At 40.3% G+C, this 17,645-nt stretch carries 13 protein-coding genes; 6 read left to right on the top strand and 7 right to left on the bottom strand.

Features of this window, described 5'->3' with window-relative positions; genetic code table 11:
- The first annotated feature begins 207 nt into the window (after positions 1-207).
- Complete coding sequence (gene ftsZ / locus FKV42_RS10965) at positions 208-1,407, top strand: cell division protein FtsZ (RefSeq protein WP_154810275.1); 1,200 nt, start codon at positions 208-210, stop codon at positions 1,405-1,407.
- 108 nt (positions 1,408-1,515) lie between these two features.
- A complete protein-coding gene (locus FKV42_RS10960) occupies positions 1,516-2,997 on the top strand; it encodes a dihydropteroate synthase-like protein (RefSeq protein ID WP_154810274.1) in 1,482 nt (493 codons plus the stop codon).
- 32 nt (positions 2,998-3,029) lie between these two features.
- Here the strand turns inward: FKV42_RS10960 and FKV42_RS10955 are convergent, their stop codons facing one another.
- From FKV42_RS10955 to FKV42_RS10945, 3 genes are read right to left on the bottom strand one after another with little or no spacing between them, the layout of a single operon-like run.
- Positions 3,030-8,102, bottom strand: coding sequence for a HEAT repeat domain-containing protein (locus tag FKV42_RS10955; RefSeq protein ID WP_154810273.1), 5,073 nt, complete (start codon positions 8,100-8,102; stop codon positions 3,030-3,032).
- Positions 8,099-8,965 (bottom strand): hypothetical protein, encoded by an 867-nt coding sequence (locus FKV42_RS10950; RefSeq protein WP_154810272.1) that lies wholly within the window; start codon positions 8,963-8,965, stop codon positions 8,099-8,101. Before FKV42_RS10950 ends, FKV42_RS10955 begins: the two co-directional genes overlap by 4 nt.
- Entirely contained in the window at positions 8,962-9,561 is a 600-nt protein-coding gene (locus tag FKV42_RS10945) for a helix-turn-helix transcriptional regulator (protein ID WP_230375655.1), read from the bottom strand. Before FKV42_RS10945 ends, FKV42_RS10950 begins: the two co-directional genes overlap by 4 nt.
- A 375-nt stretch (positions 9,562-9,936) precedes the next feature.
- On the opposite strand from FKV42_RS10945, the gene FKV42_RS10940 reads away from it, so the two are divergent.
- The 3 genes from FKV42_RS10940 to FKV42_RS10930 all read left to right on the top strand — a co-directional run bounded on the left by FKV42_RS10940 (position 9,937) and on the right by FKV42_RS10930 (position 13,123).
- The gene (locus FKV42_RS10940; RefSeq protein ID WP_154810271.1) at positions 9,937-11,412 is read left to right on the top strand and encodes a hybrid sensor histidine kinase/response regulator; all 1,476 of its coding nucleotides are present in this window, start codon (positions 9,937-9,939) and stop codon (positions 11,410-11,412) included.
- A 190-nt stretch (positions 11,413-11,602) separates the two neighbouring features.
- Positions 11,603-12,565 (top strand): methenyltetrahydromethanopterin cyclohydrolase, encoded by a 963-nt coding sequence (gene mch / locus FKV42_RS10935; RefSeq protein ID WP_154810270.1) that lies wholly within the window; start codon positions 11,603-11,605, stop codon positions 12,563-12,565.
- Positions 12,566-12,649: 84 nt separating this feature from the next.
- Positions 12,650-13,123 carry a DUF2124 domain-containing protein gene (locus FKV42_RS10930; RefSeq protein WP_154810269.1) on the top strand — a complete coding sequence of 158 codons (474 nt, stop codon included), beginning with the start codon at positions 12,650-12,652 and terminating at the stop codon, positions 13,121-13,123.
- Positions 13,124-13,154: 31 nt separating this feature from the next.
- On the opposite strand, the gene FKV42_RS10925 is transcribed toward FKV42_RS10930, so the two are convergent.
- Positions 13,155-14,168, bottom strand: coding sequence for a class I SAM-dependent methyltransferase (locus FKV42_RS10925; RefSeq protein WP_154810268.1), 1,014 nt, complete (start codon positions 14,166-14,168; stop codon positions 13,155-13,157).
- Positions 14,169-14,334: 166 nt separating this feature from the next.
- Between FKV42_RS10925 and FKV42_RS10920 the strand changes: the two genes are divergently transcribed.
- Positions 14,335-15,075, top strand: coding sequence for an ArsR family transcriptional regulator (locus FKV42_RS10920; protein ID WP_154810267.1), 741 nt, complete (start codon positions 14,335-14,337; stop codon positions 15,073-15,075).
- A 19-nt stretch (positions 15,076-15,094) separates the two neighbouring features.
- Here the strand turns inward: FKV42_RS10920 and FKV42_RS10915 are convergent, their stop codons facing one another.
- The 3 genes from FKV42_RS10915 to FKV42_RS10905 all read right to left on the bottom strand — a co-directional run bounded on the left by FKV42_RS10915 (position 15,095) and on the right by FKV42_RS10905 (position 17,638).
- The gene (locus FKV42_RS10915) at positions 15,095-15,781 is read right to left on the bottom strand and encodes a DUF2110 family protein (protein WP_328287524.1); all 687 of its coding nucleotides are present in this window, start codon (positions 15,779-15,781) and stop codon (positions 15,095-15,097) included.
- Positions 15,782-15,795: 14 nt separating this feature from the next.
- A complete protein-coding gene (locus FKV42_RS10910; protein WP_154810266.1) occupies positions 15,796-16,377 on the bottom strand; it encodes a helix-turn-helix domain-containing protein in 582 nt (193 codons plus the stop codon).
- A gap of 109 nt (positions 16,378-16,486) precedes the next feature.
- The gene (locus FKV42_RS10905; RefSeq protein ID WP_154810387.1) at positions 16,487-17,638 is read right to left on the bottom strand and encodes a tRNA (guanine(10)-N(2))-dimethyltransferase; all 1,152 of its coding nucleotides are present in this window, start codon (positions 17,636-17,638) and stop codon (positions 16,487-16,489) included.
- Between the last annotated feature and the right edge of the window lie 7 nt (positions 17,639-17,645).

The raw sequence follows: 17,645 nt of genomic DNA, 5'->3' as shown, positions 1-17,645 counted from the left end.
TACTGTTTGCCAGCTTTCCGGGTCCTTTTTTGTAAAATGTTTCAAACTTGCATAAAAGGATAAGTATAAAAACAATAAGGGAAATATAGCAATTACAGAATTACAAAACGTTGATAAACGTTGATGAATGGTTACAGTAAAATTCGAGCAACAACTAAAAACCAGAACACTATACCGTAATGTTACTAAATCCGTGAGGGGATGAAAGTGCAGTCAATAGTTCAGGAAGCGTTAAAACACACAGAGAAAGAGAAAGCGTACCGCCAGTCAATTGCAATAAACGATGATCAGTTTGATATTCTTGGCCAGCCAAGGATTATGATCGTTGGATGCGGTGGTGCAGGTAATAACACTATTAACAGACTTTACAATATGGGTATTGAGGGTGCTGAAACAGTAGCTATCAACACTGACAAGCAACACCTTGACCTCATTCGTGCAGACAAGAAGATTCTCGTGGGCAAGACACTTACCCGCGGTCTTGGTGCAGGAGGATACCCGGAAGTTGGTGCAAAGGCAGCAGAACTTGCCCGTGGCACCCTTGAAGAGATATTCAAGAATGCAGACCTTGTTTTCGTTACAGCAGGTATGGGAGGAGGAACCGGTACTGGTGTCGCTCCTGTAGTAGCTGAAATCGCAAAGGAACAGGGTGCAATTGTCGTAGGTATGGTCTCCAGTCCTTTCAGAGTTGAAAGGGCAAGAGCAGTCAAGGCAGAGGAAGGACTTGAAGAGTTCCGCCGCGCTGCAGACACAGTTATTGTGCTTGACAACAACAGACTCCTTGAGTATGTACCAAATCTCCCAATCGATCAGGCATTCTCAGTAATGGACCAGATCATTTCCGAGACTGTAAAGGGAATCACAGAAACAATCACACAGCCTTCACTTATCAACATCGACTACGCTGACATCAGAGCTATCATGGGATGCGGCGGCGTTGCAGTAATGCTTGTTGGTGAAAGCAAGAACCAGGACAAGAGCGATGATGTAGTTCGTGCAGCACTTAACCACCCACTTCTTGATGTGGACTACAGAGGCGCAACAGGCAGTCTTGTACACATCACCGGTGGACCAGACCTTAGTCTTAAAGAGGCTGAAGAGATTGCTGCTTCACTCACATACGAGCTTTCATCCAGTGCAAATGTTATCTGGGGAGCACGTATCACTCCTGAGTATGAAGGCAGAGTACGTGTAATGGCTATCATGACAGGTGTCCAGTCAGCACAGATCCTCGGGCATCCACAGTGCAGTAGTGTATCATACGAGAGTGCACGTGAACCTGCTCAGGCAGAGGCACCACGTGCATACAGACGTGCAAGCACATCTGTGAACAAGGTCAGCCGTTCAGTTGTTGAACCAATTCAGTCCAGGGGCAACGGCGGATCGATCATTGACATTATTCACTGATTGATTTAATCAGTACCAGTCCGGCATTAAGCCGGATCTGCTAATTTTTCCTAAATGGATTTTAAAATTGGCAGATATTCTTTTTTACTTTCACTGCTATTTCCATTCATGAAAATACTGATAGCTACGGGCAGACTTGCTGAACAGACTGTAAGGAATGCAATTGGTGACCACGCAGATGTTGTTGTTGCTGACACTCAGGTTGCCGCATTCATTACTCCTCGTAAACTGCTTGCCGCGATCAAAGAACAAATTCCTGTTTTCAATTATGATTTGATATTCGTTCCTGGCCTTGTTTCCGGTAATTTTGAAAAGGCAGAAGAGGAACTTGGATGTAAAATAAGGCTTGGTCCAAAACATGCCTATGATCTTGGTTTTATTCTACCGGTTGCAGAAAATATGGAATTCTCAACAGAAGTCCCTGCCTGTGAGCTTCTGGCAGATGTAAGGCGTGCCATGGCTATTGAAAAAGTTGAGGAGCTAGAGGATGCTGCCAGTTGTCTGCTTCAACTGAGGGGAATGAAGATTGGTGATGAGTCCCGTATGAAAGTGCTTTCAGAGGTGGTTGATGCCACAGGACTTGAATCTGAAGCACTTGAATTGCGAATCCGCAGTTTTGAAATGAAGGGAGCTGACATGATTGACCTTGGTGCATCCCTGCACGCAACTCCTGATAATGTGAAACGAGCTATCAGTATTGCTCGCAAAACCACCGTTCTTCCGGTAAGTATTGATACTCTTGATCCTGTACTTATCAGAGAAGCCCTCAATTGTGGAATTGATATGGTGCTCAGCTTAGATAGTGGTAATATTGCAGAGATCGCTTCTGAAATTGCCACCCATGATATTCCTGCGGTTGTGATACCCGATCAGGGCGAGGGTTATGACAGTTTGATGAATAACATTGAACTTGCCCGCAAAGCTGGCATTAAGAAATTAATTGCTGACCCCGTTCTTGACCCAATAGGTCATGGAATTGCCGGTTCTATTGTAAGGTATATGGAATTCCATGAAAAGAACCCTGATATCCCGGTTTTCTATGGAATAGGCAATGTTACAGAACTTATTGATGCTGATTCCACCGGTGTCAATGCAACTCTCTGTGGAATCGGCGCAGATGTAGGAGCAAGTATTCTCTTTACTCCGGAATACAGTAACAAGACCCAGGGTTCCATAAGTGAGCTAAAAAGAGCATCCCAGATGATGATGCTGGCAAAAGAGCGTGAAAGTTCACCAAAGGATCTTGGAATCGACCTGATAGAGATCAAAGAGAAAAGAAGACGAACGGATTCTGTTCTGCCTGAAACATTTGTAAGTGCAGAAAAGAGTAAGATGTGGATTGTTGATCCAAAAGGCAGCATCAGGATAAGTATAATTCCTGATCGTTTTGGAATGAAAGATGGCAGCATCCTTGCTGAACATGACAATGTTTCGATTGTCGGAAAAACTGCAAGGGAAGTCATGGACACAATTCTGAAAATGGAACTGGTTTCCAGGATGGAGCATGCTGCTTATCTTGGGCAGGAACTCAAAAAAGCGGAACTTGCCCTGAAACTGGGAAGAAGTTATGCCCAGGACGATGATTTTTAGAAAATCAGGTAATCCGATTTAAATTTAAGATATCAGGAAGCGTTTGCCTCCTGTATCTTTTCAAGTGACTGTTTTGCACTCCACTTGATGTAGGGGTATTCTGCATTATCCTCTGCAACCCGGCTGAGAACCTCGGATGCCTCTGGGTCCTTGAGATTCCCAAGTGAGATCGCTGCTGTATTTCTTAGCTCGGGTGAATCGTCCTTATTCTCAAGTATGTGCATCAGGGGGATGGTCGCATTCGTATCTGCGATGATACCAAGTTCTTCTGCAGCTTCAATCCGTACATCTATGTATTCTTCTCTGTCCTGCATTATCTGCACAAGAACAGGTACTGCTCTGCTGTCCCCTGTATTGCCAAGCGCACGTACCATATAATAACGTGTATTCTCACGGGTTTCATTGTTAAGGGCATTTATCAGAGGCTCGGTTGAATTTTTATCGGCATGATTCATAAGTCTCGCAGCAGCAGTGTTCCTGACATCAGATTGTTCATCATCCAGTGCAAGGGCTAAAAATCCGGAAGCATTTTTCCCGTATATTGATTCCAGGGTGCTTGCAGCTTGCCTTCTCACAACCCCATCTTCATCATATAATAAATGACGTCCGATTGCTTCAAATAGTTCTGAATTTCTCTTTTGCCCTTCTTCATACGAACTTAGTGAAGACAAAATACTTTTGCGTACCTGCATATCCTTGCTGCCGAGGTTTTTGATCATTATCGGAATGGCTTTTTCTTCATCGATCATCAATAATGATCTCGGGACTCTGGTTCGCACACTCATTTTTTCTTCTTCATTTTCCAGAATATTGGTGAGTGGTTCTATGGCATTTTTGTTGCCCAGTCTTCCGAGGGCAAAGATGGCGCGTGTCCGCATTTCTGAATCCTCCGTATTATCCTCAGCAATTTCCAGAAGGTTATTATAAGCACTCTGTTCTCTGATCACACCCAGTGTAGTAATTGAGTTTTCCCTGACTTCTATATCTTTTTCGTCAAGATTGTCGATAAGCATCTCCCCCACCGGCTCTCCCAGTTTTATGAGGGCTTCGGCTGAATCGGTAAGCAAGAATTCATCCTTACCGTCGATAAACTCAGTCAAAGGTTCAATAGCTCTTTTATCTCCTATTTCCCCAAGCGCCCAGATAGCTTCGTTTTGTATTTGCCAGGATTCATTTTCTGTGCACTCAATTAGCAATTCAACTGCCCTTTCATCTCCGATCTTTCCGAGTGATTTTGCTGCCGCTCCTCTCATATTCGTTGATTCGCTTTCATTTGCGAGTATATCCATAAGTGGGTCAACTGCTTTTTCATCTCCAAGATCTCCTAAAGAAACGACCGCTGCGATATCAAAAAAATCATCATCCAGCATTTTTATCAACATGTCCGTCTGCTTTTTAGTTCCCACCTTCCCAATATTTGACGCAACAGCATGGCGTATTGACTCGGATTCTTCCGTATCTTTCATTATTCTCAAAAAAGGAGTTAAAGCTCTACCGTCTCCTGATTTGCCAAGTTTGTACACGGCATCAAACTTGTTTTCCTGACTTTCAGACTTATTATCCAGAATATCAATCCATTGGCTTACGTTGTCATTTCTTTCTGGATGGATAAATGTCTGAAATGCATCGATAATCGATGAAATATCGAATCCCATTTTAACTACCTGCAATTCATCATTTATTGCAGAATTATTTTCTTCTATTTTCTCAAGTGCCTCTTGCGAACTTTGCCTGATAGCAGGATGCTCGTTTTCATCAGCTGCAATCTCGGTAAGCAGCTTAATTGCTGTCGAATCTTTGATTTGTCCCAGTGAAACTGCTGCTGCGTTTCTGATGTCCGGTGAATCTTCTTTATTTTCAAGTGCCTGCATCAAAGGCTCCGTAGCATCTTTGTTTGCTATGGTTCCGAGTTCTTCAGTGGCATGGATTCTTACATTCAGGTATTCATCCTTATTTTGCATTAACTGTACAAGTGTAGGTACTGCCCTGCTGTCGTTTGTATGACCAAGTGCACGTGCCAGATCACTACGTGTATACTTGTTTGTTTCATTTGCCAGAGCATTTATCAGATATTCTATAGAGTTCTCATCAGACATATAGGAAAGATACATTGCTGCAACAGACCTGACTTCTGAATTTTCATCATTCAATGCCAGTGCCAGAGTATCTGATGCATTTTCTCCGGCTATACCTCCCAGAGCGATTGCTGCTTGTTTTCTCACAGGCCATTCTTCGTCGTTCAGTAAAAGATAACCAAGTGGTTCGATTGCTACTGATAGGTTTTTCTTTTCTTCTTCTGTTCCTCTAAATGAAGAAACAATACTTGCTCTAACTTCCATATTTTCTATATCAAATTCATCCAGAAGTATCTGAACTGCTTTTTCTTCGTCTATTCTCATTAGTGCCCACGGAACGCTTTTTCTCACATCCTTTCTTTCATCTTCATTTTCCAGTATCTGAACAAGAGGTTTGATAGCATCTTCATTTCCTAATTTTCCAAGTGCAATGATAGCAATTCTTCGCACCTTATCTTCTTCAGTCCTGTCTTGCGCAATGTTAAGGAATATATCATAAACATCTGTTTTCTCAATAGAACCAAGTGCATGGATTGAATTGATTCTGACCGTAGCATCCCGATGATCAAGATTTTCGATCAGCATCTCTTCTACCGGTGCTCCTAATTTTTCCAAAGATACGGCTGAATTTATAACTGCAAATTCATACTCATCATCCAGATGATTAGTTAAAGGCTCAATTGCTCTTTTATCACCGATATCTCCAAGAGCCCGGGCAACTTCCGGTTGTATCTGCCATGGTCCGTTTTCCAGACATTCAATAAGCAATTCAACTGCCCTTTCATCGCCAATCTGTCCAAGTGATTTTGCTGCCGCTCCCCGCATATTTTCTGACTGGCTTTCATTTGCGAGTATATCCATGAGTGGTTCAACTGCTTTTTCATCTCCCAGATCACCTAAGGAAACAACTGCTGTGATATCGAGAAGGTCATCATCCAGCATTTCTATTACCATATCGGTATGTTGTTCATTTCCAACTTTTCCAAAATATCTGGTAACCGACTGACGCAGTGAATCTGGTTCTTCTGTATTTTCAATTATTTTTATGAATGGTTTTGCAGCTCTGCTGTCTCCTGATTCCCCAAGCAAGTAGGCGGCATGTTGTCTATTATCTTCACTTTCTGATTTGTTTTCCAGAACATCAATCCACTGACTTACATTATCATTTCTTTCTGTATGGATAAATGAGCGGAAAAAATCTACAATCGAAGAAACATCGAATCCCATTTTAACTACCTGAGATTCATTGATTATCATAGAACTGTTTTCTTCGATTTTTTCTAGTGCCTCCCGGGTATTTTGTCTGATGACAGGATACTCTTCTTTGTCATTTGCAATCCTGGTAAGTAATTCGATTGCTGTGGGGTCTTTAAGATGTCCAAGTGAAAGTGCTGCTGTGTTTCTGATATCTGGCGAATCATCTCTGTTGTCAAGTATCTCCATCAGGGGCTTGGTTGCCGTTTTATTACCCATGGTTCCAAGTCCCGTTGCAGCCTTAATTCTCACATTCAGGTATTCTTCCTTATCCTGCATTAGCTGGATAAGTGCTGGTATTGCTCTGCTGTCATTGGTGTGAACAAGAGCACATGTTATATACTGACGTATGCCATTATTTGTTTCATTATTAAGGGCATTTACCAGAGGTTCTGTTGAGTTCTCATCTGCTATGTTGACAAGGTTCATTGCTGCAACATACCTGACATCGTGTTCCTCATCATTCAAAGCCAGTAGTAGCGTATCAGACGCATCATCTCCGGCAATATCTGCAAGAATCTGTGCAGCTTCTTTTCTCACAGCCCACTTTTCATCGTTTAATAAAACGTATTTAACCGGTCCGATAGCTACCGATAGATTCTCTTTATTCTCATTATCCGACCCTCTGAATGCAGACAGAATGCTTAATCGAATTTCCACGTCTTCTATTTCAAGTTCCTTAATTAGTATTTGAACAGCCTTTTTTTCGTCAATATTCATTAATGCCCGTGGGATTCTGGTTCTTATTATCCTTTTTTCATTCTTGTTTTCCAGAATTTCAACAAGAGGCACAATGGTATTTTCATCCCCTATTTTTCCAAGGGCTGAGATAGCTGCTCTTCTAACCTCTTCATCTTCTGTTTTGTCCTCTGCAATTTCCAGAATTATATCATAAGCACTCTGTTCATCCAATGCACGTAGTGCATAGATTGAGTTAATCCGCACAGCAGTATTACGATTTTGAATATTTTCAAGAAGTATCTCTTCTACCGGCGCTCCTAATTTGTCCAGAGCCTCGGCTGAACTGGTAACTGCAAATTCATGCTCAGTATCCAGTAGCTCAGTTAAAGGGTCAATTGCTCTTTTATCACCAATTTCTCCCAGGGCCCATGCAGCCTGACCTTTTATATAATACGGCGAGTCATCCTTCAGGCATTCAATAAGCACTTCAACCGCTCTTTCATCCCCTATTTTTCCAAGTGATTCTATTGAATGCTCCCGCATATATTCCGGCTGACTCTCATTTGCCACTATTTCCATTAGTGGCTTGACTGCTTTTTTATCACCCAGATTACCCAGAGCAACAGCTGCTCCTGCTCTAAGGGGATCTTCATCAAGCTTTTGTATTAATATATTAGTATGTTTTTTACTTCCAACCTTTCCCAGATTTTCAATTGCATACTCTCTTATTTGAGCAGATTCTCCTGTGTCTTCCATAATTTTGATAAAAGTTTTTACAGCTCTGCTATCTCCTGATTCCCCAAGTTTGTGTGCAGCACGGGATCTTTCATCTTCATTTTGATTTTTGTCTTCAAAAATCTCAATCCACTGGCTTACATTATCTTGTTCCTGATTGCTTTTATTTTCGACATTAATGTATGCACGAAAAGCATCTATGATCGATGAAAGATTAAAATTTGATACCATTGAAGTGGTGTATTTAGCATTATCATTTTCCTGATAAGCACTGCATTCAGAAACAAGGATTAATAGCAAAAATCCAATTATGATAAAATTATGTGCTTTTGTTCTCAATCCTTCTGCTCTCTGTTTCATAGTTCGACCTCCGTCATAGAACTATTTTCAGGCACCAGTATCTCCTTTTCAATGACCTGATCATGCCATACAGCAGTAACCTTCACAATATATTGCTCTCCTGTTTTCCCTTTGAAAACTGGCTGAGCAGGCATGTAACTCTTATCCGAATTCTTACCGGAACTTAGTTCTATAACTGCGTCAGGTGAATCTTTCCATGTGCTGAATGGGCTTTTTGAATAAGCAGGAACAACAATACTTCTACTTTCTGAAACTACAACTTCTTTTGTTTCAGGATCAATTATACTGATTGTTGTTTCAACATCCTCGGCTCTCCCCAGACCATTATTCAACACATAAACATCAATATTATAGATATCCAGTTCTCCGATAGATTCCAGATTATAATCCAATTCAATTGAAAGCTCAGGAGGTAAAACATCTACAGTAAAAGATTCTTCATCCAGAACAACCTCATTATTTACAATTCTGATGTGAACATTCTGTTCTCCTGTAACCTGATATCCAAGCAACAGGCTTAGTCTGTTCTCGCCGGGCTCAAGGCTGATTTTATCCTGTGTTGAAATATAATTGCTGTAGTGATAGCCGTTATATCCAAAAACGATAACTGTATCAGCACTCTTCCCATTTTCATCTACAAACGCGTTTTCAGTTTCAATCTTTACTTCAACATTTTTTGATTCGTTGTTCTGTATGACAAGTTCAATTTCATTCATGTTGTCGTTTCTGATAGTATCTACCCCCAGAGTCCGGGGTGCATTTATCTCGACAATTTTTACATCGACACTACTGTCATAGTGCCACCATATTATGACAGAAACAAGAATAATTCCTGCCAGGATTAATGGAAGTTCTTTTCTCATTTGTTCTCACCCCTTATCTCTTCGGTCAGTGAGATGCAGTTGGTCAGGCCATATTTCTGTTTAGAAATTATGCCCTTCTTTTCAAGATTAGAAAGAATACGCGATGTTTTAGCTTTGGAAAAATCAAGTCTGTTTACAAGTTCATTCTGAAGCATCTGTCCATTGTTATCCACAATTGTCCTGACTATTTTTTTCTCGTCTCCTTCCAGAGCCATGAGAAGTACTTTTCTCATGTCCACTGGAGTTGAAGCCTTATTTTTATCAGAAATATCTGCTTTTTCATCAGAGCTCAGTATTTCTAAATTTTCTTCGGTTTCAATACCATAATCGGATTCATGAATATTTTCATGCGCAAACGGATATATATCTAGGGACAAAAATACCTGGTGCAATGCAAAACCTGAGAAAAAACCGGATATTAACAGCAGGTAAGCTTCACCTGTAGTATAGGAATAGGGAATCTCAATAATTTTGAATGATTCACCTTCTATTTGTATAACTACAGGTGCATCCTGTAATAGTATACTCATTGTGATAATTCCTGCCAGAATGAGAATTCCTGCTGATATCATTAGTTTTGTTCTTTCCCTTATCAAGTCACCATCTCACTGTTGACAATTATCAGATAGATGAAACAAATGATATATTTTGACTGTAACAGGCAGTTTAAACGTTTCATATATTTACAACCACTGGTGATGCATACTGTTTTTATTATGATGTGCTGTTCTGGAAATATTTGAATTTTCTATGACCACGAATTGAATATTTATTATTTTCAACTTAGATATAATTTATTATAAATGTTTTTTCAAACATATTTCCTATTTTTTCAGTTTTGCAGAATGAAACTATCAGGACGAATGAAGTTGCTCAGGACAAGAACTTGCAGAAATGCAAATATCAGCATAGTAGTAACATCAAAATAATTAGGCAACTATATATAAATGTAGAATTATATTGTGTGTTAGATGACACCCTCAAAATGTAAGATCCTTATTGTTGATGATGAGCCACTAAATGTGGAATTATTGTCTGTATATCTTGGGGACAATTACGATATCGTTACTTCCTACAATGGAAAGGATGCCCTTGTAAAAGTAAAGGAAGAATGTCCTGACCTTATACTTCTGGATGTTATGATGCCTGAGATGGATGGATATGATGTTTGCAGGGTGATACGTAACGATTTCAAAATGGATTTCATACCTATTATAATGGTCACAGCCCTGACTGACAAAGCAGACCATCAGAGGGGAATTGAGGCCGGTGCTGACGAATTTCTGAAAAAACCCGTTGGCAGGTTTGAGCTTGAAAAGAAAATTGATTCACTTCTTAGAATTAAAAAGCAACATGATACTCTTTTGACCGAGAAGAACAAAGCGTATTATTATCTGGATTATGTTGGTGTTCTGGTAGCCGTTCTTGATCTGGATTTCAAGGTCACTACTATCAACAGGAAAGGATCTGATCTTTTGGGTTACAGCCCTGACAAAATCGTTGGTAAAGAATGGATAGAATCTTTTATTTCCCATGATTCGGTCAATGATATCAGGGCTCACTATGATGGTCTTATTTCTGGCGAGGTTGAACCCTATGAATATAGTGAGGTCCCCATCATTCTAAGTACGGGTGAAGAACGTTTGCTTAGATGCTATGATTCGCCTTTGATGGATAATTCAGGTAAAAATATGGGTATTCTGATATCCGGTGAGGACATCACCGAGATGAGAAAGGCTGAAAAACAGCTAAAGGAATATGCTTCCCAGCTTGAGAGGTCCAATGACCTCAAGGATCTCTTCACTGATGTCATGAGGCATGATTTGCTGAATCCTGCAGGTCTTATCCAGTCATTTGTTGACTTACTTATTGAAACTGAAACCGATGAAAGTAAAAAGCACATTTTGAATAACATCAATAAGGCAACTGATAAACTGATTTCTATGATAGATGGTGCGGCACATCTTGCTAAATTGGAATCTGTTGATGAGATCAGTTTTGTGCGTGTCGATCTCAATTCAATAATCAGTGACATAGTTAAAGGATTTGAATACCAGACAATGGAAAAGGATATGGAGATCATTGTGAAGATGGATGAAGGTTGTTTCACCCTTGCCAATCCTATGATAGAAAGGGTTTTTGTGAACCTGCTCTCCAATTCCATAAAGTACAGTCCCAATGGTAGTACTATTACTATTGATGTCATGGATATTGGAAACAAATGGAAGCTTAGTTTTATTGATCAGGGCGACGGCATACCCAATGAAAGCAAGGCATCTGTTTTTGAACGCTTTATGCGGCTGCATAAGGAAAATATCCGTGGAACTGGCATTGGCCTTGCAATTGTCAAGAGGATTATGGATCTACACATGGAAATCATCGATGTGGATGATAATCCTGAAGGAAAGGGTAGCATTTTCTGGCTGACTCTTAAAAAAGCCAACTAATCACGGTGGATTTTTTAGCTTGCTACTCAAGTCAATAGTAATCACAACGTTCATATCATATATTTTCATATTAACGAGCAGTGAGTGATACCATAGGTAGCTAATTGAGCTTATTAATCGCCTAAACGACGGTAGATATATATTCTCCAGTGCCTAATGTCACTCGATAAACAGGTTAAGAGTGATAAATGTGATAAGTGTCAACGAAAAGGGATTAGCTATAATCGATGAGATGCTTGACTGGGAAGAAGAACTTAAGGTTCAGTCCATAGAGCTTGATAACGGCGCTACTGTCATTGACTGTGGTGTGAATGTAGAAGGTGGATATGATGCAGGTATGTATCTTTCCCGTCTTTGTCTTGCAGACCTTGCAGACATCAGCTACACCAAGTTCGACCTGAACGGTCTTCCAGTACCAGCTATTCAGGTAGCAACAGATCACCCAACCATCGCATGTATGGCATCCCAGTACGCAGGCTGGAGAATTGCAGTCGGTAAATATTTCGGAATGGGTTCCGGTCCTGCAAGGGCTCTGGGTCTTAAACCAAAAGAACTGTATGAAGAAATAGGCTACAAGGACGACTCCGAGTTTGCAGTCCTTGTAATGGAGTCAAGTGCAATACCAAATGAAGAGGTCGTAGAGTACATTGCAAAGCACTGCAGTGTTGACCCTGAGAACGTCTACATCGCTGTTGCACCAACAGCATCAATTGCAGGATGTGTCCAGATCTCAGCACGTATTGTTGAGACAGGTATCCACAAGCTTGAATCTATTGGATATGACATCAATACAATTAAGAGCGGTTTCGGTGTTGCTCCAATTGCACCAGTTGTCGGTGACGACACAAAGTGCATGGGTTCAACCAACGACTGTATCATCTACTGTGGTGAGACATACTACACCGTTGAGTACGGAGATGTTGAGAAGCTGGAAGAGCTTGTCAAGAAAGCACCATCCACAACCTCAAGGGACTTCGGTAAGCCATTCTACACAACCTTCAAGGAAGCAGAATTTGACTTCTTCAAGGTCGATGCAGGAATGTTCGCACCAGCCAAGATCACAGTGAACGATGTCAAGAGCAAGAAGTCCTTCACAAGTGGAAGGATCAACCCTGGCATTCTACTGGAATCCTTCGGCGTAAAAGAGATTTAAGTTTTGACTTAGATTTCTGACATACTTAAATAATACCGATACAACCTTAAAGGTTGTATTACTTTTTTCCTTTTGGAGATATTAATGGAAATTATAAGTACTTCAAAAGGCATCGGTGGCCAGCTTACTGAATTCAGAAAACTTGTCAGTGATTCAAAAAAGGTCACTTTTATCGGAACAGTTGGTTTCTGCACACCATTTGCCGAACTTATGGCATTTGTATTAAGAGGCAGTGATAAAGAGACCGTTTTCCTTCCGGACCTGCGTGCAGATGAAGCACGTTCAATGGTATTCTCATCCTATGGAATGCAGCTTGATGAAAAAGTGGACCCTTCCGCAGACACTGTAGTTCTTCTTGGTGGTCTTGCAATGCCAAAGATAGGCGTTGAACCTGAAAAGATGAAAGAGCTTGTTGATGAGCTGACCAAAGATGCCGAGAACAAACTGATAATTGGCGTCTGTTTCCAGTCAATGCTAATAAACAGCAATTGGAATGGATTTATTGATTTTGATTACATCATTGATGCGGATTTGACAAACGAGATCAAAAAACTATAAAATCATTTTCAAACTAATTTTTTCTTAAATTTTAACAAATCCTGGCGTCTACAACCACATGCCAGACGCCTGGAGAATACTTTTTGATCTTACGGCAGTCCAGTATCTCAACCTTCTTTCCAGCTTTCAGGGCTGCATTTTCTATTCTTTCAACAGGCCTTGAAAATATCAGGCTCTCAGGTGTTGTTTCATGATAATGGATGATGCCACCCTCTGGTTTCAGGGCGGCAATTCCTGAGTCCAGATAATGGTGTGTGGTATTCACATATCCCATGAGCACCCTGTCAGCAACTCCTTTTGGTGTAAGTTCCGCACAGTCTCCGTTTCGGGCTTCAACAATGTGCTCCACTTTGTTCAGGGCTATGTTCTCTTTCAGGTATCCGTAAGACTGCGGGTTTATCTCAATTGCAATGATTTTTTCTGGTTTTGCATGAACTGCCATTGGAATAGTAAAATAGCCGATTCCTGCAAACATGTCAACTATTGTCTCATCATTTCCAATATTGCTCATAAGTTTCTTTTCATGGAGATTTCCCTTGGAGAACATCACTTTTGTAACATCAAGCTTGAAAAGACAACCATGCTCTTTGTTGATTGTTTCTGTGTTATTTCCAATGAGAACCTCTCTCTTTGGTAATCTGAACTGGCCGCAGATTCCAAGGTCACGTACAACCGTATTGCATGAGGGGTACATTTTAAGCAAAGCTTCAGCTATCATTAATTTGAGATGGTCTATAGTAGGGTCAATTGTAACAACTATAATATCTCCGATAATTTGCCAGCCAGAAGGCAGTTTCTTAAGTTCATCCGGGGATATCTTATCTCTGAGTATATCTTCCAGTGACTGCCATTTATTGTAAAACTCAGCGTCTTCCTGTAAGATAGTTTCAAAACCTTCAATATCTTCAGTAACAGGTATTTCAAGAAAACGCTGGTTTATGTCAATAAGCTTAATCTTACGTTTCAGATCAAGTCTACCTGATTCTGCAAGTTCGATTCTTACTTTTTCCGCATATTGTATCGGTACCCGAATGCATTTATTCATGTTCATTTTTTCTGGGAGGAATTTATTTTTAAATACTGGATATGATTGTAAGTGTGGTTATAATTATGGTTATACTATGGTTTTAAACCAAGGCAGCATATAATGTTTATAACTCATTCGCCAAATAGCGAACGTTTAAATACATTGTCGTTTTATTCATAAATGCATGAACAACGGAGACAACACGGCTATTTTTTCCACTGATATTGGAGTTATTGCTCTTAATGGTTCTGTAAAGATTAAGATACTTGATTTTCTCAAAACAGGCTGCAAATCTTTTGATGAGATCGTGCAGCATACAGGTAAAGCCAAATCAACAATCTCCGTGCATCTCAATGATCTAAAAAGCCAGAATCTCCTTGAGGAAGCCATTGACTCTAAAGACAAAAGAAAAAAAGTCTATTACCTTAGATGTCAGTATGTGGCATGTTCCCAGGAACCGGGAATGAAACACTACAATGAAATGCTGGATCTTATATCGTCTCCTGATGTGCATTCATTTGGTTGTTTAAAGTGTCTTTTCCATGCAATTCAATATGGTTTCAGGGCACATGGTGTTAATTGTGACCCAATCATGCGCAAGATTGGAAATGATATTGGTAACAGTTTATCAAATAACATTACCTCACAGGAACCTGCAAGCATTCTTCAGGAAATGCTGAATTTCTGGGAGAACAATGATATTGGAAGCTTTACCATCCTTGAAGACGATCCAATCAAACTTGCCGTAAACAACTTTTTTGACTGCCGTTCCATCCCCATTAAAGAAAAAACATTATGTTCATTTGCTCAGGGTGTTTTAGAAGGAGTATTCAGGGCAAAAATGGGAAAAGAATGTGTGATGCAAATGGTATGTAAATGCGATGATACTTGCGATCACTGTATTTTCCAGATGATTAAACTCTAGAGTTAATTCTTTAAAAATATTACTTTGAGGTTCTAATAACCCCAAGCTCGCCTTTTACCAGTTTACCGATCGCAGCAACAATGCCCGGTCCATCGGTATTTTCCCGGCATGTAATCATGTGTTCCATAAGACCCAGTCTTTCAATACCATAGATGTCTCTTGCATGACCTGTTTTCTTGATAGCCGCCTTTAGTTCCGATCTGGTAACAGAATTAGCAATAACCCTGTCCTGTTCTGACTTTTTCCAGCTCCACCAGAGGTCTGCTTGTTCCTTGGTAAAAATACCTACATTTGCCTTTTCATCAGTAATCTCGATCATTACAGGCAGATGCCTGATAATGCCAAAACGAGTAGCTATCTGCTTAGCGGTTCCGTTTCCAAGATTGTTGAGATTCTTGCGGGGAATGGTCACAAGAATACCGACATCAACGACGATTTCATCGTCATGGATCTGCCTTATGAATCCGTGGTAAGTTTCATTTTTCATTATCTCTGTAACAGGTGTCCCAAATTTCTGCATAAGGAAATTAGATGCAAATTCACTGTCTTCTCCTGTAATATCCACAGTAAGCCAGTTATCATCACTAACTGAGAATTCAGCAGAGGCATCAAGCTCTTCCAGTTCGTTATTAATCAGTACTTCAGCAGAATGAGTTGCTCTTTCCCTGTTGCCATAGATCTTGATCAATAGTTTTGTGACCATCATTATTGTCCTTTTAGTTATTGTTTCATCACAAGGTCAAAGATATTTTGTATCTCTGTAAGCTTATCCAGGCCCTCGTCATCAATGAGGTCTTCATTCTCCTCTATTGAATTTAAGAGTAACTGGATATCCCTGCTAAAAGGACCTATCTTCATTCTCATAACCTGAAGCTCAGTGTTATTTTCTGCAAGATCTTTATATGTAGTCATTATCTGCTGGTGCAGTCTGTCTATATGATCAAGGGTTGCTTTTCTGGCTTCATCAACGCTTCCTGTTTCCTCTTCACCAGTTTCGGTGCTGTGCTCTTCATGTAACTCTTCTGGTGTTTCACCTTCAATTGCCATTATAAGGTTTTTAAGAGCATCAACAACCCTGTAACCATGATCTGTAAGTTCCACGTATTTTACACGTCCTTCTACCGAAAACTGTACAAGACCATGATCTTCCATCTTGGCCAATATTTTGGTAGTGTGGGCAAAAGTGGAATTAATTTCTTTAGTTATAACAGATGCATAGGTTTTTTGAAGGGACCAGATAGCCAGAAGTGCAAGGGTAGGTTTTTCCTGTAAAAAAAGTTGTTCAGCATATTCTTTACTCATACGATTTCCCTTCTGATTTAGCTTTTAGAACCCTTATTTTTAAAAACATCATAATACCCTGTAGTATATATTATTATATATATCATTAAAATAAATATACTATATATTTCTATCGGATATTAATAATTATTCTTTCTATATCCGGTAGTTCTGCGTCCGTCTTAAATGAAATACCACTGAAGTGCGTCCTTGAAGCTTTATAGCCGTTATCTCTCAGTGCAGTTATAAGAGTATCAATAGTTGATGCAGAAACTCCAAGCTTTTTGCATATCAGATGCTGGTCATAGAACATCGGAACATCCAATTCATCCCTGCAAAACTCCAGCATCTTAATGGACATTTCTTTAGTTTTGCAGTTCCTCTGCTCCAGTTCCTCAATGGTCTCATTACAGAAATCAGGGTCATGAAGCTCTCCAAGCCACATAGGTCCTGAGATCGTATTTTCCTTGCCGCAGAGGCTGCATTTATCATTTATATGTACAGCAAGACCATAAACAATTTCACGATTTCCACATTCACACTGGGCAATGAATCCCATCTTCTCCAGCATTTTATCCGCCTGCTTTGCTCCTCTTCTGATATGCAGATAAGTTCTCACATAATGCCTGGTGGCATGTGACAGGAGAGGAACCATGGCTTTATCATGTAGTGAGAGTTCCCTCGCAATCCTGCCAAGAAGAATGCGCACACCCATTTCACTGTGATATTCGTTATTAAGAGGAATTGCTGCATATTTGCGGATGCCAGAATTCAGATGTGCACCACAAAGAGGTGCGGTATCAGTTGCAGTGACTTCCAGCAAGTCTATTACAGAACGGGCAGCAGCTGCAAGGAATGGTGCAGGTGTTCCAAAAGGATCAAGATCAACAATATTGAAATGTTTTTCATGTAACAGACCATTGGCATTTTTGTGGCTTGCAAATGTATGATCGCCTATACCCAGTTTTTCGATATTTTCCTGTATGAGCTGATAGGCATCTTCGCTCCAGTCATTCAGGGTTGTTTCAATGCCAATTTCATTGGCTACTCTTAAGCCTCTTATTCCTGAAGCTGAAAGCGCATCAACATAAGTTATGGTCTTCTCAGGGTCAGGTTTTATTCTTTTAAGAAAAGCAGATGTTGCAGCTATGGAGATATCACGATTCATCTCCATAACCGGATTAAAAAAAACAGGTGCTGCAGAAGGAGCAAAATTAGCCCCTTCTTCAGGAATGGGAACCAGAACTTCAGTATCTCCTTCTTTAACAGATCTTACATTCATCTGGTTC

This window comes from Methanolobus vulcani (genome assembly GCF_006546655.1).
Classification (GTDB): domain Archaea; phylum Halobacteriota; class Methanosarcinia; order Methanosarcinales; family Methanosarcinaceae; genus Methanolobus; species Methanolobus vulcani_A.
The sequence above is the reverse complement of the archived record's forward strand: the minus strand, read 5'-3'. Positions and strand labels throughout refer to the sequence as shown.